This window comes from Sphingomonas sp. BK481, from assembly GCF_014194875.1.
GTDB lineage: Bacteria > Pseudomonadota > Alphaproteobacteria > Sphingomonadales > Sphingomonadaceae > Sphingomonas > Sphingomonas aerolata.
This window is the reverse complement of sequence record NZ_JACIAP010000009.1, coordinates 95,499-118,124: the sequence shown is the minus strand read 5'-3', so window position 1 is coordinate 118,124 and position 22,626 is coordinate 95,499. Positions and strand designations below refer to the sequence as shown.

The window sequence follows — 22,626 nt, the reverse complement described above, 5'->3', positions numbered from 1 at the left end:
AGATGTCCCTATTTGGAGTAGCGGCGGATCGCGGCGATGAGCTGCTCCGCCCCAGCGGCGCGATCGTCGTCGGATAGATCAGGCCGGGCGACATGCTCGCGAACGTGCGATTCAATAATCGCGTCCATGAGGCCGTTCATCGCGCCTCGCGTCGCCGCAACCAGGTGAAGAGTGGTAGCGCAATCCTTCTCTGAAATCAGCGCTCGCTCGATCGCGGTGACTTGCCCGGCGATGCGCCGGACGCGTTTCAGAAGGGCGTCATCAGTATGCAAGTGAGACATAGCTTACCCCCCTACCCTATATGTGAAAGATTAGGCAATGCGGTGTCAAAATCGGTCGAGACTGTTGAAAAACGGCTGCTTGCGAAGGGGCTGGAGGCGTGATTCACTCCTGAAAGGCGTCGGAGGATCACGAACATGATGGGTCGGCAGGTGGCGCAAGGCGCACTGTTCTACGGGTTCCGGCTCGACGATCATGTGCCAGCCGACCACCTCCTACGTCGAATTGACGGACTGTTCGACTTCAGCTTCGTCCGTGAGGCGCTGGCAGCGAGCTATAGCCCGAGCGGGCGACCCTCGATCGACCCGGAGTTGATGCTGCGGATGCTGCTGGTCGGCTACCTGTTCGGCATCCGGTCGGAACGCCGCCTGTGCGAGGAGGTGCATCTCAACCTCGCCTATCGTTGGTTCTGCCGGCTCGATCTGGCCGACCGGGTGCCCGACCATTCCACCTTCTCCAAGAACCGGCACGGCCGCTTCCGCGCTTGCGGCCTGCATCGCCTGCTATTCGAGCAGGTGGTCGCGAAGTGCGCTGCGGCCGGGCTGGTGGCTGGGCGCGACGTGGCGGTTGACGGCAGCACGATCATGGCCGACGCCAGCCGCGAGAGGAAGCTGAAGGGAGCCGATGCCGCGGACGAGCTTCGTGCCGGGGAGAGCATATCGCGACCCGTCGCCGAATATCTAGCGGCGCTCGACGCCGCGTTGCCGCCAGATCCCGACGAGCCCGCGCCCGTCAATCCAACCAGCATCTCGCCGACCGACCCGCAGGCGGCGCTCAGCTGCAAGCACGGGCCGGCGCGGTACGCATACGCCATCAACCCGCTGCTCGACCTTGATACCGACTGCATCCTCGATGTGGAGGCGACGCCGGCGCGCTTCTCGTCCGAGGTCGCGGCGACCCGGACACTGGTGTCGCGTGCCGGCACCATGCTGGGCATCGCACCCGAGAGCCTCTCGGCCGATAAAGCGTATGGCAGCGGCCCGTTGCTCGGTTGGCTAATCGACCGGAATATCACCCCGTACATCCCGGTCATTGACCGCAGCCGCCAGCGCGACGCCTTCTTCACCCGTGATGCCTTTCGCTATGATCGCGAGGCCGATGCCTATCGCTGCCCGGCGGACAAGCCGCTCGGCTATTGCGGCACCAAACGCGCCAGCCAGGTTCGCGTATACCGGAGCCATGTCGCCGATTGTACTGGCTGCAAACTGAAGCCCCGATGCACCGTCAGCCGGAAACGCAGCATCACCCGCCTCGTTAGCGAGGATGCCCGCGATACCGTGCGCGCCCTAGCCGGCACCGACGCCTATGTGCACGCGCGGCGTCGAAGACAGCGGATCGAGCGCGTGTTCGGCCACCTGAAACGCAACCTGGGGCTACGAACGCTTAAGCTGCGAGGCCTCGCCGGAGCAGCCGAGGAGTTCACCATGGCTGCCGCGGCATACAATCTTCAACTGCTGGCCCGGCAGGCCGCGCCGGCCTGATACGCGGCGCATCCTCCGGTGCCCGGCGTCGCCAGCTATCCGCCAAGCCAATCCCGCGCACGCCTTTTTCAACAGTCTCGAACGGTTGTGACACCATAGAACCTACCACGATCGTCCAAGGGTTTGCGTGTGTCAGAACCCCGGTTCAGAATATCCGCTCCCGAGATCGGAAACGTGCCTCGCCTATGACCGCCTTTGGGTCGGAAGCTGCCGAAAGACTGAACCGCCGCGAACGGCCGGTTTGTCCCAAAACTCGTCGCTGGGCAGCAGGGATGGCGGAAAACCCTGTCGACATCGCAGATGCACGACAAACGGGTGTTTTCGGACACCCAAGCAGACCTGTCGGCGCTTAGCGTATATCTGGGTCCGTTCTATGTACCGACCCCGGTAGGGTCGCGCCCGATCATCGGCAAAAGAGTATGTATCTCACAAGCCGGCAGCGGCGACGGCTACCGCGAAGATCCGGATACTTGGGGGGATCGGCTGAGTTCGGGAAGGTGCGATGGTCGCCGCGTACCGATGGAAACGATCGCACCGCCCAGGATCAACGCGCGCGGATCGCTGTAACCTCCGCCACGGAACCGCGCATTCTCATGGCGAAGTCGACCCGCTGTCCGACTTTCACGGTCTTGAGCAGTGCCGGTGGGATTGCCGTGAACGCCATCGTCATCGCAGGCCAGCCCAGTGCCGCGATCGGCCCATGCTGGATCGTCACCTTGGCGGCCTTGGGATCGATCGCGGTCACGATGCCACTGCCACGCCCGACTTTCACGGCCCCTTTCATCGGCATGCCCTGCATGGAAGCGCCCGCCTGCGCCGATGCTGTGGTCGTCGTCAGGCCCGCGAGGATGGCGAGTGCCAACAGGGTGTTCTTCATAGCGTATTCCTTTGCAGCGTTGGGACTGGGGTTGAAGGGTGAGGGGAACGCCGGGCGCGCCGCAGCAGCAAGAATGCTGCCGGCAATACCAGCATCGAGAGCAACGGTGCGGTGAGCATGCCTCCGATCATGGGAGCCGCAATCCGGCTCATCACTTCGGAACCGGTGCCTGTCCCGATCAGGATCGGAAACAGGCCGGCCAGGATCACCGCGACCGTCATAGCCTTGGGCCGGACACGAAGGAGAGCGCCTTCGCGCACTGCCGCTGCGACCTCTGCGTCGTCCGGTGTAGGGCCGCGGGCATCCAGCGCGTGCTTGAGGTAGATCAGCATTACCACGCCGAACTCCGCCGAAACACCGGCGAGCGCGATGAACCCGACGCCGGTCGCGACCGATTGGTTGTAGCCGAGCAGATAGAGCAGCCATAGGCCGCCGGTGAGCGCGAACGGCAGGGTGCCCATCACCAGCGCAGCTTCATCGAACCGGCGGAAGGTCGCGTAGAGTAGCAGGAAGATGATGACCAAGGTCGCCGGAACGACAATCTTCAATCGCTCGACCGCGCGCTGCAAATACTCGAACTGGCCGGTATAGGTGACGCTGACGCCGGGCGGCAGTTTCACCTTGGCGGCGATCACGTTCTGCAGATCACGAACGATGGTGGTGAGCGGCGCGCCGCGCCCGTCGATGTAGATCCACGTTACCGGCCGACCATTCTCGCTGCGCAGCATCGGCGGTCCATCGGTGATGCGAACGTCAGCGACAGTGCCGAGCGTGATCTGCTGCCCTGCCGGCGTCAGTACGGGCAGATTGCGCAGGCCCTCGATGCTGTCGCGCAGCTCGCGCGGATAGCGCACGCTGATCGGATAACGCGCGAGTCCCTCGACGGTCTGGCCGATCGTCTCGCCTCCGATCGCGCTCGACACGATCGACTGCACGTCGGCGACGTTGAGACCATAGCGTGATGCGGCTGCCCGGTTGACGTCGACATCGATATACCGACCGCCGGTGAGACGTTCGGCGAGCGCCGAGCCGACCCCGGGCACGGTCTTCGCCACCTGCTCGATCTCGCGCGCAGCCGCATCGATCTCGGCAAGGTTCGCGCCTGCCACCTTGATCCCGATCGGGCTTTTGATGCCGGTCGACAGCATCTCGATCCGATTGCGGATCGGCGGGATCCAGAAATTGGCGAGGCCCGGCACCTTCACCGCCTTGTCTAGCTGATCGATCAATTTGTCCTGCGTCATGCCCGCGCGCCACTGATCCTTGGGCTTGAAGCGGATCGTGGTCTCGAACATTTCGAGCGGGGCAGGGTCGGTCGCGGTGTCGGCGCGGCCGGCCTTGCCGAACACGCTTTCCACTTCGGGTACGGTCTTGATGAGCCGGTCGGTGAGCTGGAGAAGCTGGCCGGCCTTGGCGGTCGAGATGCCGGGCAGCGCGGACGGCATGTAGAGCAGGTCGCCCTCGTTCATCTGCGGGATGAACTCGCCGCCAAGCTGACTGATCGGCCAGAGGCTGGTCGCAAAGACAAGGCCGGCGATGACCAGAGCTTGTTTCGGCCGCGCCAGTACCCAGTCGAGCGCGGGACGGTAGATGCGGGTGAGGACGCGATTGATCGGATTGGCATTCTCGGACGGGATGCGACCGCGGATCAGCAACCCCATCAGCACCGGGATCAGCGTGATCGACAGGATTGCAGCGCCCGCCATTGCATAGGTCTTGGTGAAGGCGAGCGGCGCGAACAGCCGCCCCTCCTGGCCCTGGAGCGAGAAGATCGGCACGAACGAGAAAGTGATGATGAGCAGGCTGAGAAACAGCGCCGGGCCGACCTCGACCGCTGCAGCGGTGATCACGCGCCAGCGCTCGGCACCCGCCAACGTTTCGTCCGGATGATCGTGCGCCCAATGTTCGAGATGCTTGTGCGCGTTTTCGATCATGACGACGGCCGCATCGACCATTGCGCCGATGGCGATGGCGATGCCACCCAGCGAGAGGATATTGGCGTTCAGTCCCTGCACGCGCATCGCAATGAAGGCGATGAGGATACCGAGCGGCAGGGTGAGGATGGCGACCAGCGCCGAACGGACGTGCCAGAGGAACAGCGCGCAGACGAGCGCCACGACGATGAACTCCTCGATCAGCTTGCTGCGCAGATTGTCGACCGCGCGATCAATCAAGCCCGACCGGTCATAGGTGGTGACGACCTCTACGCCGGGTGGCAGGCTCCTCTTCAATTCCTCAAGCCGCGTGCGTACCCCGTCGATCACCTCGCGCGCGTTCTTGCCCTGGCGCATCACGATGACGCCGCCTGCGACCTCACCCTCGCCATTGAGCTCTGCCAACCCGCGCCGCATTTCGGGACCGATCTGAATCGTGGCGACGTCGCCGAGTGTCACGGGGACGCCGCCAACCGTCTTGAGCGGCACGCTGCGGAAATCGTCCAGCGTCTTCAGATAGCCGGTCGCGCGGACGATATATTCCGCCTCGGCCATCTCGAGGACCGATCCGCCGCTCTCCTGATTGCCGCGCTTCAGCGCTTCAGTGACCGCCTCGTGGGTGATGCCGTAAGCGGCCAGCTTCTGCGGATCGAGGACAACCTGATACTGCTTCACCATGCCGCCGATGCTCGCGACCTCGGCGACCCCTGGCACGGTCTTCAATTCGTAGCGCAGGAACCAGTCCTGGATGCTGCGGAGTTGCGCGAGGTCGTGACGCCCGGTCCGGTCAACCAGCGCATATTCATAGACCCAGCCCACCCCGGTAGCATCCGGGCCGAGCGATGCCTTTGCGCCCTCGGGCAGGCGGCTTTGCACCTGGCTCAGATATTCGAGTACCCGGCTGCGCGCCCAATAGAGGTCGGTCGCGTCGTCGAACAGCACATAGACGAAGCTGTCACCAACGAACGAATAGCCGCGCACGACGCGCGCGCCCGGCACAGACAGCATCGTCGTCGCGAGCGGATACGTGACCTGGTTCTCGACGATCTGTGGGGCCTGGCCTGGATAGGTGGTGCGGATGATGACCTGGACATCGGACAGGTCGGGCAGCGCATCGACTGCGGTTGAGCGCAAAGCGCCCACCCCGATGACGATCAGCGCGAGGGCTGCGAGTAGGACGAGGAAGCGCGCCTTGACCGACGCCTCGATGATCCGCGCGATCACTTCGTGTCGCCCGTGATCGGCCGCGCGGCGATGCCGGTCAGGCTCGCCTCGCTGTCGAGCAGGAACTGGCCCGACGCGACGACCTTCTCGCCTGGTGCCAGTCCGGCGAGGATTTCGGTCCTACCACCTGCATCACGGCCCGTCTTTACCTCTGCTGGCCGATAGCGGCCCTTATCCTCGGCGAGCATGACCAGCGTCCGCGTGCCGGTGCGGATCACGGCTTCGCTCGGCACCAGCAGTGCGGTGTCGGACGTGCCGCCCAGATGGACGGTCGCGAACATGCCGGGGCGCAAGCGACCGCTAGGGTTGCGCAGCTCGATCCGTACCGTGAGCGTGCGGCTGTCGGCTTGTGTCGTCGGCAAGACAGCGATGATCCGCCCGGTGAAATGCTCGGCAGGGAAGGCCGCCAATTCGGCAGTCGCGGTCTGTCCCACCTTGACCGCACTGGCCCGTACCTCGGGTACTGCGGCATTAAGCCAGACCGTGGAGAGCCCGTTGACCTGTGCCAGCGTCTGCCCGGCGGCGAGCGTTACACCTTGCCGCGCGTCAAGCGTCTGGATGACACCGGCGATCGGACTGCGCACGGTGGTCATGCCGCGCCCGCGCGGCGTGCCACCCGGAATACCGAGAAGGCGCAGGCGCTGGGCTGCGGCCGCAGTGAGCGCCCTGTCGCCGGTCCGCCGCACGGCCTCATATTCCGCCTGTGCACCGCCCCATTCGGGCACCAAGATGTCGGCGATCGGCGCACCGCGCGCGATCACGTCGCCCGGCGCCCGATTATAAACCCGCTGGACGAACCCGGCTGCGCGCGACTGGATGATTGCTACGTCGCGCTGGTTGAAGTCGATCGTGCCGGTCGCATCCAGTGCGCCGGCCAGCATGCCGGTAGTCGCCGTGGCGATACGGATGCCGAGATTTTGCATTGCGGACGGATCGATCGAGATGCCGGGCTTGGCGGCCGGTGCCGTGGCACTCGCATCCGGATATTTGGGGATCGTCTTCATCCCCATCGACGAGAGCGAGTCCGGATTGTCGTAATGCTCCTGCGGCACCATCGGGTCGTAATAATAGAGTGGCTTGGGTTTAGCCGAAGAGGCCGGATCGGCAGTCGCCGATGTCAGCGGGGCTGTCGTAGCCGGGCTGGTCAGCCGCGCGGCCACGAACCCGATCCCGCCGCTGGCAAGGATCGCAAGAACGACCGCGCGGGACGCGGGCGTGCGGGGGACGAGATCGCGCGGGCTCATCGTGGGTCGCTCCGATAGGTGAGGGTGAGACGCGCACCGTCGATCGCGACCAATGCCTCGCGGTCGAGCGTTTCGAGGGCCGCATTGGCAAGCGCACTATGTGCGTCGACGACATCGAGCAGTCCGGCACGTCCGCCAGCATAGCTCGCGGTCTCGAGATCGACGCGCTCGCGCGCCAACGGCTCGAGCGTCTCCTTCGATCGCATCCACTGCGCATGGTGCATCACATGATCGGCAAGGCCCGCATCGAGGCCTGCCGCGAGTTGGCGGGCAGTATCTTCCTGCTGGGCGCGCTGTTTCGCCGCATCCGCGACGCGTGCGGCGATCAACGGGTCCTGTCGGTGCGATTTGAACAGCGGCAAGCCGATGGTGACGCCTGCCGAGACATAATCGCCAAAGCGCGGGTCGCGACGCTGATAGCTGACGTCGACACCGAAATCGGGGCGGCGATCGGCCTGCGCCAACCGGACGTCGGCATCGGCCTGGCCGACACGGGCGGCAATCGCCGCCAGCATGGGGTTGCGATCGAGCGCACTGCGCAATTGCGCGGGGTCCACCATGAAGTCTGGCACCGGGCCGGCGACCGCCGGGGTCGGATCTCCGGTCCAGCGGATCAGGTCTGAGCGCGCGCGCGCGACCGCGGACACCAGTTCGTCGCGGCGATCATCTAGGGCTGCGAGACCTTGGCGTCCGGCAAGCGTCTGCGCCGGGCGAGCGCTACCGGCCGACACCGCACTTGGTGATGTCCGTACCAGACGATCCAGCCTGCCGCGCACGGCATCGAGCGCCACCAGACGGCGCTCGGCATAGGCCAGCGTGATCCAAGCAATTGCGGTTTCGACCTCGACGGTGCGGGCTTCAGCGACCGCCTCCGCATCGGCGGCCGCGATATCGGTATCGGCACGTGCCTGTTGCGCGTGGCGCTTGGCGGCGTTCGGAATGTCCTGCGACAGCCCGACCCGCGCCCAGGTAAAATTGTCCCGATTGGGCTCGAACGCGAGCGGCCCCGAAACCGGGAAGCTGTCGACCCCGAGCGCGAGCTTCGGATCGGGGAGGGCGCCTGCAGCTCCACGTGAAGCACGCGCGCTGTCGGCACCGAGGGTACGAGCGCGTAGTGACGGTGCATGGCCCCTCGCTGCGGCGAGCGCCGCATCGAAGGTGAGCGGTCCAGCCGTGGCTGTGGTGGTGGTAAGCGCAGCGATCAGCGCGGCGCTCAGTATCGTGTATCTGGACATGGTTTCCCCGCTGGCAGATCGAAGCTCAGCGAAAGACCGACCGGCAGGGTCGAAGCCCTGCCGGTCGACTTTCAGCGCTCGATTAAGAACTGTGCGAGGCGCAGCAGGCCATAGCGCCGGACTTGGCCGTCATCATAGACTGGCAAACGTCGGCGTCGGTCATCGCAATGGCCGCCGGCACCCAAACGCGACGCGCCACGGCAAGCGGCGCGCGAGGGCCGGGAGCCTGGGTACCCGCCCGCCATTCATAATGACCGGCATCGGGACGCGGAGACGCTGATGCGGACGTGGCAGCAAACACGGCGACCATACCGACGAGGACGCCGGAAAACTTGATATTCATGGTAATGATTCCTTGATCTGAGCAGTTGCCGCCAGCACGCAAGCGCCTCGAAAGGGGCCTGCGGCAGACGGAATCCGGGTGTCAGATCAGGAAACTGGGTGGGTCGGGGTCGGGGCCGTAGGTCCGCCCATCAAGGCGCGCAGTCAGTGGCCATGCTGGATCAAGGCGATTGAGCTGGCGTGTCGTGAGAGTAGCACCTACCGGCTCGGTGATCGCCGCGGCGGGGCATCCCATCGCCGCGATGCATTGGAGCGTCATCTTCTTACACGGCACCGAGCCGTGCATCTGTCCCGCCGTCATGCCATCGCAGCAATCCATTGAGGCCATTGTCACCATCGACATGGTCTCGCTCTGAAGCGGACTCATCGCCATCGCCGTGGACTGTCCGAACAGGCCGACGACCGCGAACAATAACAAGAAAGGGCGAAGAAAGCGGGTCACGTCGTCGTGTAACCTAATGCAATGGGGTTATAAAGTCAATTCGCCCAAACGAGCAGTCGGTTACACGCCAAGATCAATGCCGTAGAATTAACCAGCTCTATCCCCCATGATGCGCGAAGACGCGGCCCCCAGCTGGGCCAAACGCGATCACGTCGTAGGCTTGCGGCTTTGCCCCTGCGACCTCCATGCCAGGGGAGCCCATCGGCATTCCCGCGACCGCTAGTCCGCGCACGCCGTTCGGGTGCTGCGCAAGCACGCGCTTCATGTCGGCGATCGGAACGTGTCCCTCAAATGCCATCCCGTCGATGATCGCAGTGTGGCAGGACGCGAGCTGCGCCGGCACGCCCACGCGGCGCTGGAAAACCGTGCGGTTCGCGTCGTCGATGATCTGGACCTTGCGGCCGAACTGCTGGCGAACCTGGGCTGCCCATTTCTCGCAACAGCCGCACCCAGGATCGCGGTGCATGGCGATGTCGGCCGCAGCCGATGCTACGGCGGGAACCGTCATCAACAAGGCGGCAATGATGCCGCGTAGGCCGTGCTTCATAGGTCAGCTCCGAATGAGAAACCCCGCCCTGCCGGGGGAATTGGGGGGAATCGACAGGGCGGGTAAGCACCCCTTACTGCGGGCGCTTACCGTGCTTGCTGAGCCAACCCTGAAGCTCGGCAATGCTCTTTTCCTGTTCCGCGATACCCATCTGAGCCATACGCTTAGTTTCGGCATCGTTAGCAACCCGCAAGGCGACGCGCGACATAGCGACAGCGCCGCGGTGATGTTCGATCATCTTGCGGGTCCACATTTCGGCCGCATCGCCCTGCTTGGCCGCCATCATCTTCTGGTGCATGTCCATCTCGGCCTGACCGTAGGGGTTGCCGGCCATCATCTTGGACATGTCGGCGCCCTTCATGCCGCCCATCTGGCTGTGGTCCATGCCCTGCATTCCCCCGCTCTGCTGTGCGAGCGCGGGCGTGGTGATCAGGGCTAAAGCTGCTAACGTCGGTGCAAATCGCATTGTCGATCTCCTCGGGTTCTAAGTCTTTTACGCGTGCGGGGACGCTACCCCTCACGCACGCCGTTAAAACGCGCGAGATGTCGTCCAGAAACGAGACTTTATTTCCAAGGGCGGCACGCCTGCGGCGCGTATATTACGCGCCAGTCCCGGCGATGCGACGTCGTCGCTTAGGCCACCGCATGTAGAGAAGGACCGCCCCGCCCAACCATAGAACCAGTCCGCCGATCGCGAAGGCGAGCAGCCAAGGTGTGTTGAAATTCTCGTGGTTCGTCCAATCCATAATGTGGAGGCCCCAGAAGAAGTCGTAGAGCCGCCATGTCCCGGTCCTCACTGCCATGATCCGGCCGGTGTCAGCCGCTACGAATACGCGGGTGGAGTCGGGATCGGTGAACGCAACGCGCCAAGCAGGAAGCGTTCCTCGGTATTCGGGGTTAGCGCGCTCGATCCGTTCTACCATTGCTGTCGGTCGGGCGCTGCCGCGCCACGCCGAGCGTGCAATCTCTTCGGCCTGGCGGGCTGTTAGTGCCGGAAGCACCGTGCCGGTCGAGGCGTCGAGCAGGCGCGTGCCTTTGGCAGTCGCGACCTCGGCGACGGGCCGGCCAAGCCACATGCGATAGGTTATCGCCTCGATCGGCGCACCGCTCGCGGCGACGATCGCCGATGGCGGCGCGAGCGCGATGCCGGTGGGAATGGCCGTCACGGCTTTGCGGTCGACGAGATGATCCCCATGCACCCGCTCGATCGGCAGGAAGCTCATCAAGGCGCCGCTCGTGAACCATAGCAGGAGCTGCGCGCCGATGATGATCGCAAGCCATTTATGGATGCGGCTCGCGAGCAGGTGCAGCCTCAATTTTGCGCTTTTCAGAACCGCCCCTCCATCAATGTCGTCGCCGGCATCATTTCATGCCTGGCATATCCCTCATCATCTCATCGTGATCGGCCGGGGCGCTCGCCACCAGCGCCTTATACTGCTCGGGCGTCATACCGGGGAGCTTGCGCACGAACGCGACCATATCCCAAATCAGGGGATCGGGATGGGTCTTGCCCCATGCCGGCATGGCGCTGAGCTTTACGCCGTGCTTGATGATCCAGAATTGCTGCGCGGGAGTGAGATCCTGGGCACGCGCGAGTTCCGGTGCCTGCGGATAGAGGCCCTGGCTCATTTCGGACTTCTCGACGCCGGGGCCGAGATGGCATCCGGAACACATTTCCCCATAAAGGCCCGCGCCGATCGACACGCGCTGCGCCGACGCAAGATCAGCCGGTGGCGCGATACCGCGGGCGTGCGCCTCGATCGACCGATCGCGCAACCGTTCGAGCACCGAATAGACCGCAGGCGTGTGCGGCTCGTCGGCCGCGATATTATACACGCCGAAATAGACGAATGCGGCTGTGCAAACGGCGACAAGAACCGCCACCACCGCAACGAAGGACAAGCTCGGCAAGTGCCGTTTCAGCGTGCCCGATGCCTCGTGTTGCATTACTTCTCCCCTCGACATGCCAGTTGATTATGCGCGCGAGCGCCTAGCGGTGCTCGGGGCGGCAGGCTCAGAACCACATGCGGACGCCGGCAACGATGCTGCGGGACGTGGCCTTGTCGCCCTCCGCCCGGACGTAGCGGGCGGTGTCGCCAAACCGGCGATCCCACGACACGCCGATATAGGGCGCGAACTCGCGCCGTATCTCATAGCGGAGCCTCAATCCCAGCTCGGCATTGGACAGGCCCGATCCGATCCGGTTTTCCGGCACGTCCTGAGCCGCGAAATTAAGCTCGGCGCGCGGCTGCAAGATCAGTCGCTGGGTGACGCGCTGGTCGTAATATCCCTCAAGCCGACCAAGCACATCGCCCTTGTTGGACAGGAACAGCGCCCCCTCCAACTCGAAGAAACCTGGTGCCAGTCCCTCAAACCCGACGGTCGCATAAGTGCGCTTCGGGGAAGGCCCCAAGTCCTGGCGCACGCCCGCTTGTAGATTGAAATACGGGCCGATCGTCCGGCTATAGAGCGCCTGCACCTCGGCAGTTTCGATGCCCTTGCGAAACGCTCCCTCGCCCTCACTCTTGACGAACAGACGGTTGATGTCTCCACCAAACCACGCTTCGCCGTCCCAGCGATAGCCGTCACGGCCGTTGCGGAATTGATACTCGGCTAGGTTCAACAGCACCTGGCTGAAGTTCTGACCGCCATGCTGCCGAAGATGATGGCGGCCCATCGCCATCGTGTCCGCCCCGTAAACGCCGTCGGCCGCGTGGTCAGTCGGGATAGGCGGGGGCGGTCCGTTTCCGGCGGGAAGCGCGGTGCCGGTCTGCTGCACCCCCTCCGTCGCCATGCCTGGCATCCCGGCCATGCCGGGCATTCCCTGCATGTCGTGGCCGCTGCTCTGGTCGGCTGGCATATTCATGCCCGGCATGGCCGAGTGATCCATACCCTGCATCGGCTGCTGAGCGCCCTGAGCGGGCGTCTGGCCGTTTTGGGGCATCTGCATCCCCGGCATCGCCTGCATGTCCTGCTGGGAGCCCTGCGGGGCATTCTGGTCCATCCCGGGCATGGTCGAATGATCCATGCCCGGCATGGTCCCGTGATCCATACCCTTCATGCCGGCCATTGGCGCGGCCCCGCGCTTCGCTGCTGGAGCCGCTTTCCCCCTTAGGGTTGCGGTGCGCGCGGTAGCCTTCGTCTTTGTGGCGGGCTTCCCCTTCGCTGCGGGTTTGTTCGCCGGCTTCTTCTTGGCGGGCATTGGCATCGTCATGCCCGGCATGTTCATGCCCTGCATCGACTGGGCGGCGACCGGAACGGTCATGCCAAGCATCGTGGTGGCGGCGAGCGCCGGGATCAGCCGGTTCATGCTGCCGCTCCCTCTAATGGCCGAACGGTGACGACACGCATCATGCCCGCGGTCATGTGGTAGAGATTATGGCAGTGGAACGCCCAATCCCCCGGAGCATCGGCCGTCAAATCGAAGGCCATTTTACCTCCGGGCGGCACATTCACCGTGTGTTTGCGCGGCGCGTGGTCGCCGTGGCCCGTGACCAGCTCGAAGAAGTGACCGTGGAGATGGATCGGATGCGGCATCATCGTGTCGTTGATCAGCGTAATCCGCACCCGCTCGCCGTTGCGAAACGGAATGGGATCGGCCGGGTCGCTGAGCTTCTGACCGTCGAAGCCCCACATGTAGCGTTCCATATTACCCGTCAGGTGGATCTCGAACTGACGCGATGGCGCGCGCACGTCCGGGTTGGGCGCGAGCGCCACGAGGTCACGATAGGTGAGGACACGGTGGTCAAGGTCTTCCAAGCCCTGCGGCGGCTCGCCACTCCGGTCTTTCGGCATCGGGGAAATGGTCTGCACGCCCGGCCCCATCTTGACGCCCGGCGCATTCTTCGGATCGCGCATGCTCATGTTCATGCTGCCACCTGAGCCGTGATCCATACCGGCCATGCCGCCAGCCTGGCTCGAGCCGCCCTGCATGGCGCTATGGTCCATTCCGGGCATAGCAGCGCCGCTGCTCATCTGGCCCTGATCCATGCCGGCCATGCCGGCGCCCGCCGCCACCTGGCTGTGGTCCATTCCGGGCATGGCAGTGCCGCTCATCTTGCTGTGGTCCATGCCCGACATGCCGGACATGCCTCCCATCGCAGCGCCTACCGCGACCGTCCCGTGATCGGTGGGCTCCTTCCAGCCGGTCAGCTTCCATAGGTTGCGCGAAGCATTCTGCATCAAGGTGGGGTCCGCCCCGCGCTTCACGACCGGACTCTCCTCCGACATGCCGGACATGCCTTGCATCCCGCCCATGCTCCCCATGTCCATGCCCATATCGGTCATGGTCAGCAGCGTGCGCGGACGGAGTGGAGGAACGGGCGCGATCATGCCCTCACGCGGGGCAAGCGTCGCCCGGCCCATGCCGGAGCGGTCGATCGCTTCGGAGACGAAGCTGTAGGCCCGGTCCCCGGGCATTACGATCACGTCGAACGTCTCGGCGACGCCGATCTGAAACTCGTCCACCTGAACGGGGCGGACGTTCTGCCCGTCGGCCTGCACGACGGTCATCGGCAGGTCGGGGATGCGGACGTTGAAGTTGGTCTGCGCCGCGGCGTTGATGATCCGCAGGCGAACGCGCTCGCCTGCCTTGAACAGCCCCGTCCAATTGTCATACGGCCCATAGCCGTTGACCAGGAAGGTGTAGGTCGAGCCCGTGACGTCGGCGATATCGGCGGGGTCCATCCGCATTTTGCCCCAGTCGATACGGTCCTTCAGGGGCATCTCCCGACCGGCGAGCAAACCCGCGAGGGTCGGGCGCTGATAGTTGAAATAGGCACCGCCCATTTGCTTCAGCTTTCGGAAAATCTGGTCGCCCGTCATCTGGCTATGGTCGGACAGCACGATCACATGCTCGCGGTCGTAGCCGATCGGATCTGTGCCGGCCGGATCAATCACGATAGGACCGTAAAGCCCGCCTTGCTCCTGCGCGCCCGAGTGGCTGTGATACCAATAGGTGCCCGCCTGGATGATCGGGAACTCGTACACGAAGGTCGAACGTGCCTTGATGCCGGGGAAGCTGATGCCGGGAACGCCGTCCATCGGAAAGGGGACCAGCAGCCCATGCCAGTGGATCGAGCTGTCCACGTCGAGGTTGTTGGTGACGGACAGGCGGACCTTCTGCCCCTCTTTCAAGCGAATGAGAGGCGCGGGCACCGTGCCGTTCACGCCGATCGCGGGCGTGGACTTTCCATCGACGGGAAGTTTGAAACTGTCGATCGTCAGCGCGATCTCAGCGCCTGACACGACGGGCAACGGCTTGACGATCCCGCCCGACACAGGCTGCGCCCATGCGGGCATATAGGCGGTAAGCGCCACGCCGCCGCCCGCTAGGGCAGCCCCGCGTAGCATCTGGCGGCGATCGAATATGCGGCTCATACGGTCCTCAAGGCTCTCGAACGGGAGTGTCCCTCTAGCCTTGATACGCGGCGCGAGCGCGAACCCCTCAATGCCTTTGCAGGGAAAGGCGAGGGCAGGTGGTGCTGCGGCCTTTCCCTGCAATCTTGCTCAGCGACAGAGCCGCTTAGTAGCCATATGGGTTGGAGTAGTTCCGATCATGGTCGTCGCCATGCTCGCGCCGGAGTTCGCGATGCTCGTCGCGGTGCTCGTGGCGAAGGTCACGATGAAGCCGACGGTGATCCCGACGCGTCAGCCCGTAGGCGTGCGCCTCGGCATGTTCGTCGTCGATGGCATCATGGCCGTCATGGTGTTCGTCGCGCAATTGCTGGTGCTGATCGCCATGTTGCCAGTCCCGTTGATACCGCCAATCCTGATTTTGGGCCATTGCGGGCACCGCGAGACCGAAGGTCAGCCCAATCCCAAGCGCGACTCTACTCAAAGCGTTCATGTCACCTCTCCTAACTGTGGAGGCGTTCTGCGGCTCCGCTGTTGAACCGGCAGTGACGTAGATCGTAATCGGCTGTTCAGCCCGCGGCTGAGCGGGTCATCGCCCCAAGTCGGTCTGCCAGGCTGCGCCGCGCTCGATACAGGCGGGTCTCTACGGCCTTCTCACTGATCCCCAACACCTCGGCCGTCTCGGCTTGGCTCAAGCCCTCGATCGTGCGGAGGACAAGCGGCTCCTTCAAGTTCGCCGGCAAGGTCGAGATGGCACGCGTCACCCGGTCCAGCTCCTGACGGTCGCCCGTGGCGTCGTCGATTGCCACCTGATCGTCTGCCACCGCTTCGGCCTCGGGGCCGATCGGCGCGGCGAACGACAGGAAGCGCCGCACGGTGCGCTTGCGCCCCCAATCCCGGCACTTGTTGATCGCGATCGTCGATAACCACGCGCGCATCGAACGATCGCCGTCGTAGCGAGGCAACGCCTGGTGAGCCGCGACGAACGTCTCCTGCACCAGGTCCAGCGCCTCGTCGGCTTCTCCGACGCAAGCCCTGACCATGCGGAAGACTGACTGGCGATGCCGACGCATGATCTCGGAAAAAGCGGCCTGCCTTCCTGCGATGCTGAGCGCTGCAAGCTCACCCTCGGTTAGCGTCGTCCAGTCGAGGCTCACGCACCAAGACTCAATGGACGTCGTCGGTGAGCGCCTTGACCACCGCCTGATCGAACTGCCCGGTCTGGTTCGGCCGGAGAAGCTGTCGCATCGCGAATATGTGCGCGAGCGTCGCCTTTTGTAGTTCGCCCATCGCGGCATGGCTCTGATCGACTGCGGCGGCGACCCGCGGGCCGTTGCCGTGCTCGGCCTCGATCGCCTCGGCAAGCCGCGCGTTGTCGGCTCTCAACTCCAGCTCGAACGCGCGCCGCTGCACCGCGAACCGCTGCTCCAATATCTGAAGGCGCGCCTCTTGGGTGGCGTCCAGCGCTAGCTTGTGATGCAGCACGTCATGCAGCTCCGCGCCGGGCTGCGCCCGGGACGGGAGAAGCGCCCGCCCGATGAACACGCCGATGATCGCCGCGACGAAGCACGCGATCACACCAAGCATGAGCCGGGTACGGCCGCTCACGGCGTGCCGACCAGCAAGGTCGATGGCGCGAGCGGCGACACTGGCCCAAGCGGGAATAGGAGAGATGCCGCGCTGGCCTCCTTCGCTGGAACGCCAGCGCCGAATATCCCCATGACGAGCGCAGCCGCGATCGTCATCGCGCCGAAGCCCATGCCGACACGGGCCACTGGCGCCGCAGAAATGCGCGCGAGCACCCTGGCTTCGATTCCGTCGAGGCTTTCGGGCACGGGTGCGTACGCGAGCCTCATCAATACTGCGTCGAGGTTGTTCATATCGTTCACTCCGCCCCTCTAGCATGAAATACGCGGGCGGGGCTCCTGTCCCTCACCCTCGGGTTGTGCGGGGTAGCCGGTCGAAGTGCGTACGTTGCGAGCTGCGCATGATCGGCGACCTGTTTGGTTAAACGCTACGCCCACGCCGGGCCGCAAGGCGAGGCGTCAGGGTTGGGTGGGTGGACAAAGGCCCGGTGGTCGAGCGACAGCCTCTATCTAGGCAGATTGGCTAAGCGACTAGTCGTGGACACGCGCGCATAGCAGACGAGCAGAGGCATTCCCCGAAAACTCAATACGGTCCAGCCGGATTTCGGAGAAGGAAACAAGAAGCGGTTTTGGGAGGCTAGGTATGCCGTTTCAACGTCCTTGGCCGATCGTGATAGCTCTCCCGTGGCGACCGTTTCTCGAAGAGGCTGCTAGGGTCCGACTGATTGCCTAAAAACTATCCGGTGATAGTCGGCAGCTTCAACTTTTGTCGTTTGGGCGGACTGGATTCAGTTGGTGTCGTCCGCAGGCCAGGTTTGCGGCCCAGGCCAATTTTCTTTGCCATGGCGCGACGCGCGGCTGAGTACGCTTCTGCCACCATCGGATAATCGGCCTTCAAATTATACCGGCGCCGATACTCTTCTTCGGTCAGGCCATGCCCTCCCAAATGGCGGCGCAAGGTCTTGTAAGGTTTGCCATCGATCATCGAGATGATGTGCTCCTTCGACGCGAGCGACTTGCGCACTGACACCGCCGGGGTGAACAGGTCAGCTGGAGGTTCCTCGACGCCTGCCGCATCTGGCTGACCGATCAGTTGCAGCACGCTATCTCGCATCGTGGCGAGAAACGCCGGCACGTCCTCGGCCGACGCGCGGGTGTTGGGATTACTCAACCATGCGATCGTCAGCTCGGTTGCGAGTTCGATAGCGCTTGGACCGGCGTCAGTCTCTGTCGTCATGAGCGACCCTTTGCGACGGGAAGCTTGTCCTTGAACGCCTTGGCGGGGACAAACACGACTTTGGTCGACGCAGCGATTTCCATTGGCTCGCCTGTACGTGGATTGCGTCCGGTGCGCGCGTTCGTACCCTTGCTGGAGAATTTGCCGAACCCCGGCAATGACACTTCCTCGCCGCGTGCAACCGCATCGCCGATACTGCCGAACACATGGTCGATCAGCGCGCGCGCCTTTACCGTGCTAAGTTCGCTTTCTGTTCCGACACTTCTCACAAGATCGTCCAGCTTCATGTAAAACTTTCCTTGCCGTCAAAGCGAATCAACGCACCGCAAAATAGCGGAGGCTTTGTGGGCACGAGTGAGCTGCTGTGTCGACCGATAATATATTCAGCAGAGTTCGATGCCCATGAGGTCGGAACAGTTTGGCTGTGCTCCGTGCCTCCACCCGCTACCAAGTGCGCATGCCAGGAATGTTTTACGCGCAGCGGCATCCGCGCCATCAGACTCCCGCAGGGGCTGTAGCATGCCCGCGCCGCTAACCCGTCGCCAAATAATGCGGCTGGGTGCATTGGTCGTTGGCGGATGGGCGGCCAGTATGGTGTTAAGGCGAACGGTGCCGATCGGACGTGACATCGGCAGGTCCAGCGCTTTGGCGAAAATCCTCGACGGAAAGGGTTTTCCGATGAGCGGGCCGGCTGATGCATCCCTGCATCTCGCTGTCTTTTCTGACTATCGCTGCCCAGCGTGCAGGCGTGCGTTCCCGGCGTTGGAAGAAGCAATACGCAAGGACGCAGACGTGCGCGTGATCTACAAGGACTGGCCCATTTTCGGTCCACCGTCGGAGCAAGCTGCACGGGTGGCGCTCGCGAGCGCCGAGCAGGGCATCTACCCGGCGGTTCATCGTCGGCTTATGACTGACAGTAGAGCTATTGACGATGGCATGCTCAGGAATGTCGTAACTGAGGCGGGTGGTGATTGGACCCGGACCATCGCCTATCTGACGTCGCACGACGAGCAAATCTCGGCGCTCCTTCGCACTAACGGTCAACAAGCTCTCGCGATCGGACTTCCGGGCACGCCGGGCTACCTTGCTGGGCCGGTGTTGGTCATCGGCGCGATTGACGAAGCGGATTTTACTCGATTGTTCGCTCGCGCGCGCGCTTCATGACGCACAAAGATCACATCCGCCTCTATCCAATGACATTGCGCTTGCATCGGCTACGCGTTCGCTGCCGACACGGCCTGTAATAGATCGATCATGCGCAGCGCTTCCGTTGCTCCGCGACACGATAGCGGTTCAGCCTGAATAAGCCCGCCCAGCCCAAGTATCGGTTGAAAGAAGCCCGGTAAACGCCCCCTGCATTGCGCAATGCAGCGCCTGAGCCCGCGGCTTGCAGGCTCCGCCGCGCCCCGAACGCCGCTAGGCCGAGTCCACCGATGTTAGTGACGACGGAGATGAAATCCACCGTCAGCGCAAACGGCGCGCCGACTATAATATTGTGTGCCAACCAGAAGGGAGCCCCGATCAGGAAGCCTACCTTCATCCGTATAGGCGATGGCTGATTGCGCGCGGCCATGCTTACTAAGCCACCGCAACCGGCCAGAAGCGATGATATGCCTGCCCATGTGATAAGAGCCAGCGCGGCAAGGACGACGAGGCTCGCGACATTGAGCGCAAGCCGCGTTCGACGGTCCCGTACGGTCAGCGCGATCATCAGCTGCGCTAGCGAGATGCCGCAAGCCACAGCTGCGGTCGAGGCGCCAAGGACGGCGAACTGAAATGTGAAGGCGGTCGCGCCTACGCCCTGGACGACGATCACCCGACGCAAACTGCGCAGGAACGGCCAGATAACAACGCAGCCCAGCCCGATCATGCCCAACAGAATGCTGGGCGCACTGCCAGCGGCCATCGCTACGGAAATAAAGGATGGCATGCTCTCTCGCGGAAATGTGGGACTACATCCGCATATGAAGATACGAGGTTAATAAGCCCTTCATTGTACGAGATGCGCACGGCTGCGGGTCAGATTCGAGCTCGGCGCCGAGAGTCTTTAGGTGGAAATGCTCGTCGATGTTGCGGGCAGGATGTCTTGCCATGCGCAGCCGCGTGGCTTGGGCGAAGAGGTATGCCAACCTCCTCGCGCGCCTCTGGACCCTGTGTCGCCTAGAGCCGTGAGGGGTAAACACCGCTGCCGCGTAAATCAAACGGGGCCTGTCGTGTTCAGACAACCTTGGGGTCGGCCTGCGGTTGGGGATCACGAGATGGCCGATGTTGCGACAGGTCGCGCCGAGCGAACGGCGGAGGATCGATCACGGTCCTTTCATATCCTAGACATTTTACGGGGTCTTGCCGCCATAAGCGTCATCACGTTGCATTACCCGCAAGCCTTCGCCCCCTTCGTAGCAATCGGAGCATACCTCGCGGTAGACTTGTTCTTTGTCATGAGCGGCTTCGTGCTCGCCCGCGCTTATGATGTGAGACTTAAAGACGGAATGGGGGGAGGGGCTTTCATCACTGCTCGGCTAATCCGCCTCTATCCGTTCTATCTGCTGGCCTTGGCGCTGGGCATCGTTGAACTCGCTTATTACTATCGAAACGATCATCTCGCAGCGGAGATAATGCTCTCCGGCATATTCAACGTCGCGATGTTGCCTTCGCCACCGGTGGGTATCCCGTATCAACCGCTGTTTCCTGCGAACTTTGTAGCGTGGACTCTGTCATTCGAGCTGCTCGCCAACGCTGTTTACGGCTTTGGTTTCAGATTTCTGACTGTCGAACGACTGAGAAAGATCACCAGCATATCGGGCTTGGTCCTTTTGGCATTGGTACTCATTCGCGGCAATCTTAATGGAGGAGCATATTGGCCTGATGCTCATCTAGCCGCAATCAGGGTCACCTTTTCCTTCTTTGTCGGAGTTTTGATTCACCGCGCTCGGGAGGAGGGAAGATTAGCAGCGCTGACTTCCGTCAAGCTACCCCAGGCCATCATCATCGTGATCACGATCGGCGCCCTTGGTGCGCCCATACCACCTGCCTTGCGGGGGCTATTTGATGCGGCCTGCGTGCTGTTTCTATTTCCGCTGATTGTAGCCGCTTCGGCTGGGCGCAACCCGGTTCCAAGTCGAGGAATCAGCGCTTTTCTGGGGGAGATTTCCTATCCCATCTATGTCTTGCAAATCCCCGTCTTTACGCTTGGGGTGATGGGCCTGCCCAAACTTCTATCAGGTCTTCCACAGTTACCTGCGCCATGGTCAGGGTTTGTCCTGTTGTCTGCACTCTGCATCGCCTCGTGGTTTATGGCCGCGCGCGTCGACATCCCGGCGCGGCGCCGGATGAACGCTGCGGTGCTGCGGCATCTCCAGCCTGGGTAGAGGCTTCATGATGCATAGGGATGACCTTTGATTGGCCAAGCCTGCCTATTCACATGCCACAATTCGAGAAAGCCTGACATGATCCAGCGCGCGAAGCTCCGTTTTCCTCATGTCACGCTACGGCCCGATCCGTCGCGTACCTTGGTCAGGCCATTCGAGCCCGGCTATCCGCGTGGCTTTGACGCTGGCACGACACGCACTCAGGAGACGGTCGACTTAATCCTATCGCTAGACGAGGCGGAATTGACCCGTCAGCTGGAGGGCGTCACCGCGTCACTCGACCAGAACCACCGCGACGTCGACGCGATGCTGCGGCGGCGTTTTGACGAGGTCGCGGATCACTTCGAAGGTGCCGATCGCTGCGACGACGCGCGACGCCGACTGATCGGAGCCTATTTCAGCCAGGAATATGCCTATGAGAGCGCAGCGTTGTTCAATCCCGGCGCCGTCCTACATCCCGACCAAAGCGGCGTTGTCGATGGCGAGGTTCGGATCATCCTGTCGCTGCGCGGGATCGGCGAGGGCCACCTTTCCTCGGTAACGTTTCGCACGGGGCGATGGAAACCGGGCGGCGCGTTGATCGTGGATGATCCCAGTTCGGTGTCGATGCAGCCGATCATCGAGCGTGCCGATACCGACGACGCGGTCCGCCTCCGCTATGGCGGCAGCGAGACTTTGTCGGAAACCGTGCTGTTTCCGGTGTTGCCTAGCCAACGCCAGGGTATCGAGGATCTCAGGCTGGTCCGCTTTGACGAAGGTGACGGCACGGTCGCTTACCATGGGACATATACCGCGTTCAGCGGCGCAGAGGCGCGATCGGAGCTGCTGACCACGACCGACTTCAGCACCTTCGAGATGCGCGCGCTTACCGGCGATGCCTCGACGGGCAAAGGGATGGCGCTTTTTCCCCGTCGGGTCGACGGCTTGTTCACGATGCTGGGCCGCCAGGACAACAAGAATATCTGGCTGCTGAGATCTGACGACATCCTCCGCTGGGGCGGCGGCGCCAAGCTGATCGAGCCGCGCTATCCCTGGGAGTTTGTCCAGATGGGCAATTGCGGCTCACCGATCGAGGTAGACGAGGGATGGCTGTTGTTGACGCACGGGGTTGGCACGGTCCGCAACTACTGCATCGGCGCCTGCCTGCTCGACAAGGGCGACCCCTCAAAGCTTCTGGCGCGTACACCTCGCCCGGTTCTGGCTCCCAGCCCCAAGCAGCGCGATGGCTATGTCCCCAATGTCGTCTACAGTTGCGGCGCGCTCGTTGTCGGCCGCGATCTGCTGCTCCCCTATGCAGTCGCGGACAGCTTTACCGCGTTCGCGACCACGACGGTCGACGATCTGCTCGCAGTGATGGAGTGAGCAGGCGGCGCGCTTTGAGGGATTTCCGCGCCAGATGCGTATCTATTAATATTGGCGGCTCTGGCGCGTCTGGTCAGCCGGTGTGTCCGGCCGGCGCCTGGGGTCGGCAGCAG

At 63.3% G+C, this 22,626-nt stretch carries 24 protein-coding genes; 5 read left to right on the top strand and 19 right to left on the bottom strand.

Annotation, left to right across the window (positions count from 1 at the left end; translation table 11 throughout):
- Nucleotides 1–8 precede the first annotated feature (8 nt).
- Complete coding sequence (locus FHY04_RS16575) at nt 9–281, bottom strand: metal/formaldehyde-sensitive transcriptional repressor (RefSeq protein WP_066609287.1); 273 nt, start codon at nt 279–281, stop codon at nt 9–11.
- Nucleotides 282–416: 135 nt separating this feature from the next.
- Here FHY04_RS16575 and FHY04_RS16570 point away from each other — a divergent pair, with 135 nt between their 5' ends.
- On the top strand, nt 417–1,760 hold the full coding sequence (locus FHY04_RS16570) for an IS1182 family transposase (RefSeq protein WP_128456138.1): 1,344 nt from the start codon (nt 417–419) through the stop codon (nt 1,758–1,760).
- Nucleotides 1,761–2,304: 544 nt separating this feature from the next.
- Here FHY04_RS16570 and FHY04_RS16565 read toward each other — a convergent pair.
- The 12 genes from FHY04_RS16565 to FHY04_RS16510 all read right to left on the bottom strand — a co-directional run bounded on the left by FHY04_RS16565 (nt 2,305) and on the right by FHY04_RS16510 (nt 14,984).
- Nucleotides 2,305–2,637: a copper-binding protein gene (locus FHY04_RS16565; RefSeq protein ID WP_183937233.1), complete on the bottom strand. Its 333-nt coding sequence runs from the start codon at nt 2,635–2,637 to the stop codon at nt 2,305–2,307.
- Nucleotides 2,634–5,795 carry an efflux RND transporter permease subunit gene (locus FHY04_RS16560; RefSeq protein ID WP_183937232.1) on the bottom strand — a complete coding sequence of 1,054 codons (3,162 nt, stop codon included), beginning with the start codon at nt 5,793–5,795 and terminating at the stop codon, nt 2,634–2,636. The genes FHY04_RS16565 and FHY04_RS16560 overlap by 4 nt, the downstream gene beginning before the upstream one ends.
- Nucleotides 5,792–7,039 (bottom strand): efflux RND transporter periplasmic adaptor subunit, encoded by a 1,248-nt coding sequence (locus tag FHY04_RS16555; RefSeq protein ID WP_183937231.1) that lies wholly within the window; start codon nt 7,037–7,039, stop codon nt 5,792–5,794. Before FHY04_RS16555 ends, FHY04_RS16560 begins: the two co-directional genes overlap by 4 nt.
- Nucleotides 7,036–8,274: a TolC family protein gene (locus FHY04_RS16550; protein ID WP_183937230.1), complete on the bottom strand. Its 1,239-nt coding sequence runs from the start codon at nt 8,272–8,274 to the stop codon at nt 7,036–7,038. The genes FHY04_RS16555 and FHY04_RS16550 overlap by 4 nt, the downstream gene beginning before the upstream one ends.
- An 82-nt stretch (nt 8,275–8,356) precedes the next feature.
- On the bottom strand, nt 8,357–8,617 hold the full coding sequence (locus tag FHY04_RS16545; RefSeq protein ID WP_183937229.1) for a hypothetical protein: 261 nt from the start codon (nt 8,615–8,617) through the stop codon (nt 8,357–8,359).
- Nucleotides 8,618–8,698: 81 nt separating this feature from the next.
- Nucleotides 8,699–9,058, bottom strand: coding sequence for a hypothetical protein (locus tag FHY04_RS16540; protein ID WP_183937228.1), 360 nt, complete (start codon nt 9,056–9,058; stop codon nt 8,699–8,701).
- A gap of 97 nt (nt 9,059–9,155) precedes the next feature.
- Nucleotides 9,156–9,566 carry a DUF411 domain-containing protein gene (locus FHY04_RS16535; protein WP_409349174.1) on the bottom strand — a complete coding sequence of 137 codons (411 nt, stop codon included), beginning with the start codon at nt 9,564–9,566 and terminating at the stop codon, nt 9,156–9,158.
- Nucleotides 9,567–9,678: 112 nt separating this feature from the next.
- Nucleotides 9,679–10,071, bottom strand: coding sequence for a DUF305 domain-containing protein (locus tag FHY04_RS16530; RefSeq protein WP_037527287.1), 393 nt, complete (start codon nt 10,069–10,071; stop codon nt 9,679–9,681).
- A 133-nt stretch (nt 10,072–10,204) separates the two neighbouring features.
- Nucleotides 10,205–10,921 (bottom strand): PepSY domain-containing protein, encoded by a 717-nt coding sequence (locus tag FHY04_RS16525; protein WP_183937227.1) that lies wholly within the window; start codon nt 10,919–10,921, stop codon nt 10,205–10,207.
- 46 nt (nt 10,922–10,967) lie between these two features.
- Nucleotides 10,968–11,552 carry a cytochrome c gene (locus FHY04_RS16520; protein WP_037527288.1) on the bottom strand — a complete coding sequence of 195 codons (585 nt, stop codon included), beginning with the start codon at nt 11,550–11,552 and terminating at the stop codon, nt 10,968–10,970.
- A gap of 67 nt (nt 11,553–11,619) precedes the next feature.
- Nucleotides 11,620–12,915: a copper resistance protein B gene (locus tag FHY04_RS16515; RefSeq protein WP_183937226.1), complete on the bottom strand. Its 1,296-nt coding sequence runs from the start codon at nt 12,913–12,915 to the stop codon at nt 11,620–11,622.
- The gene (locus tag FHY04_RS16510) at nt 12,912–14,984 is read right to left on the bottom strand and encodes a copper resistance system multicopper oxidase (protein ID WP_183937225.1); all 2,073 of its coding nucleotides are present in this window, start codon (nt 14,982–14,984) and stop codon (nt 12,912–12,914) included. Before FHY04_RS16510 ends, FHY04_RS16515 begins: the two co-directional genes overlap by 4 nt.
- A 178-nt stretch (nt 14,985–15,162) precedes the next feature.
- On the opposite strand from FHY04_RS16510, the gene FHY04_RS16505 reads away from it, so the two are divergent.
- Nucleotides 15,163–15,498, top strand: coding sequence for a hypothetical protein (locus FHY04_RS16505; RefSeq protein WP_037527292.1), 336 nt, complete (start codon nt 15,163–15,165; stop codon nt 15,496–15,498).
- 31 nt (nt 15,499–15,529) lie between these two features.
- Here FHY04_RS16505 and FHY04_RS16500 read toward each other — a convergent pair whose 3' ends face one another.
- The 5 genes from FHY04_RS16500 to FHY04_RS16480 all read right to left on the bottom strand — a co-directional run bounded on the left by FHY04_RS16500 (nt 15,530) and on the right by FHY04_RS16480 (nt 18,070).
- The gene (locus tag FHY04_RS16500; RefSeq protein ID WP_037527294.1) at nt 15,530–16,117 is read right to left on the bottom strand and encodes an RNA polymerase sigma factor; all 588 of its coding nucleotides are present in this window, start codon (nt 16,115–16,117) and stop codon (nt 15,530–15,532) included.
- Nucleotides 16,118–16,127: 10 nt separating this feature from the next.
- Nucleotides 16,128–16,568, bottom strand: a complete 441-nt coding sequence (locus FHY04_RS16495) for a periplasmic heavy metal sensor (protein WP_037527296.1) — start codon at nt 16,566–16,568, stop codon at nt 16,128–16,130.
- Nucleotides 16,565–16,840 carry a hypothetical protein gene (locus FHY04_RS16490; protein ID WP_037527298.1) on the bottom strand — a complete coding sequence of 92 codons (276 nt, stop codon included), beginning with the start codon at nt 16,838–16,840 and terminating at the stop codon, nt 16,565–16,567. Before FHY04_RS16490 ends, FHY04_RS16495 begins: the two co-directional genes overlap by 4 nt.
- Nucleotides 16,841–17,282: 442 nt before the next feature.
- On the bottom strand, nt 17,283–17,783 hold the full coding sequence (locus FHY04_RS16485; protein ID WP_183937224.1) for a MucR family transcriptional regulator: 501 nt from the start codon (nt 17,781–17,783) through the stop codon (nt 17,283–17,285).
- A complete protein-coding gene (locus FHY04_RS16480; RefSeq protein ID WP_037527300.1) occupies nt 17,780–18,070 on the bottom strand; it encodes an HU family DNA-binding protein in 291 nt (96 codons plus the stop codon). The genes FHY04_RS16485 and FHY04_RS16480 overlap by 4 nt, the downstream gene beginning before the upstream one ends.
- 358 nt (nt 18,071–18,428) lie before the next feature.
- On the opposite strand from FHY04_RS16480, the gene FHY04_RS16475 reads away from it, so the two are divergent.
- On the top strand, nt 18,429–18,947 hold the full coding sequence (locus FHY04_RS16475; RefSeq protein WP_260171583.1) for a DsbA family protein: 519 nt from the start codon (nt 18,429–18,431) through the stop codon (nt 18,945–18,947).
- 88 nt (nt 18,948–19,035) lie between these two features.
- Here the strand turns inward: FHY04_RS16475 and FHY04_RS16470 are convergent, their stop codons facing one another.
- The gene (locus tag FHY04_RS16470) at nt 19,036–19,653 is read right to left on the bottom strand and encodes a YgjV family protein (RefSeq protein WP_221211838.1); all 618 of its coding nucleotides are present in this window, start codon (nt 19,651–19,653) and stop codon (nt 19,036–19,038) included.
- 388 nt (nt 19,654–20,041) lie between these two features.
- On the opposite strand from FHY04_RS16470, the gene FHY04_RS16465 reads away from it, so the two are divergent.
- Together FHY04_RS16465 and FHY04_RS16460 are read left to right on the top strand one after the other, a co-directional pair.
- Nucleotides 20,042–21,151 (top strand): acyltransferase, encoded by a 1,110-nt coding sequence (locus FHY04_RS16465; RefSeq protein ID WP_183937221.1) that lies wholly within the window; start codon nt 20,042–20,044, stop codon nt 21,149–21,151.
- 78 nt (nt 21,152–21,229) lie between these two features.
- Nucleotides 21,230–22,513: a glycoside hydrolase family 130 protein gene (locus tag FHY04_RS16460; RefSeq protein ID WP_037527161.1), complete on the top strand. Its 1,284-nt coding sequence runs from the start codon at nt 21,230–21,232 to the stop codon at nt 22,511–22,513.
- Nucleotides 22,514–22,626: the final 113 nt, after the last annotated feature.

Bases quoted from the DNA above. Each gene is read 5' to 3' on its own strand.
- FHY04_RS16510 (WP_183937225.1), bottom strand. From the start codon at position 14,984: ATGAGCCGCATATTCGATCGCCGCCAGATGCTACGCGGGGCTGCCCTA.
- FHY04_RS16515 (WP_183937226.1), bottom strand. From the start codon at position 12,915: ATGAACCGGCTGATCCCGGCGCTCGCCGCCACCACGATGCTTGGCATG.
- FHY04_RS16550 (WP_183937230.1), bottom strand. From the start codon at position 8,274: ATGTCCAGATACACGATACTGAGCGCCGCGCTGATCGCTGCGCTTACC.
- FHY04_RS16570 (WP_128456138.1), top strand. From the start codon at position 417: ATGATGGGTCGGCAGGTGGCGCAAGGCGCACTGTTCTACGGGTTCCGG.
- FHY04_RS16545 (WP_183937229.1), bottom strand. From the start codon at position 8,617: ATGAATATCAAGTTTTCCGGCGTCCTCGTCGGTATGGTCGCCGTGTTT.
- FHY04_RS16520 (WP_037527288.1), bottom strand. From the start codon at position 11,552: ATGCAACACGAGGCATCGGGCACGCTGAAACGGCACTTGCCGAGCTTG.
- FHY04_RS16465 (WP_183937221.1), top strand. From the start codon at position 20,042: ATGGCCGATGTTGCGACAGGTCGCGCCGAGCGAACGGCGGAGGATCGA.
- FHY04_RS16565 (WP_183937233.1), bottom strand. From the start codon at position 2,637: ATGAAGAACACCCTGTTGGCACTCGCCATCCTCGCGGGCCTGACGACG.
- FHY04_RS16485 (WP_183937224.1), bottom strand. From the start codon at position 17,783: ATGACGACAGAGACTGACGCCGGTCCAAGCGCTATCGAACTCGCAACC.
- FHY04_RS16530 (WP_037527287.1), bottom strand. From the start codon at position 10,071: ATGCGATTTGCACCGACGTTAGCAGCTTTAGCCCTGATCACCACGCCC.
- FHY04_RS16555 (WP_183937231.1), bottom strand. From the start codon at position 7,039: ATGAGCCCGCGCGATCTCGTCCCCCGCACGCCCGCGTCCCGCGCGGTC.
- FHY04_RS16535 (WP_409349174.1), bottom strand. From the start codon at position 9,566: ATGACGGTTCCCGCCGTAGCATCGGCTGCGGCCGACATCGCCATGCAC.
- FHY04_RS16460 (WP_037527161.1), top strand. From the start codon at position 21,230: ATGATCCAGCGCGCGAAGCTCCGTTTTCCTCATGTCACGCTACGGCCC.
- FHY04_RS16470 (WP_221211838.1), bottom strand. From the start codon at position 19,653: ATGATCGGGCTGGGCTGCGTTGTTATCTGGCCGTTCCTGCGCAGTTTG.
- FHY04_RS16490 (WP_037527298.1), bottom strand. From the start codon at position 16,840: ATGAACAACCTCGACGCAGTATTGATGAGGCTCGCGTACGCACCCGTG.
- FHY04_RS16480 (WP_037527300.1), bottom strand. From the start codon at position 18,070: ATGAAGCTGGACGATCTTGTGAGAAGTGTCGGAACAGAAAGCGAACTT.
- FHY04_RS16575 (WP_066609287.1), bottom strand. From the start codon at position 281: ATGTCTCACTTGCATACTGATGACGCCCTTCTGAAACGCGTCCGGCGC.
- FHY04_RS16505 (WP_037527292.1), top strand. From the start codon at position 15,163: ATGGTCGTCGCCATGCTCGCGCCGGAGTTCGCGATGCTCGTCGCGGTG.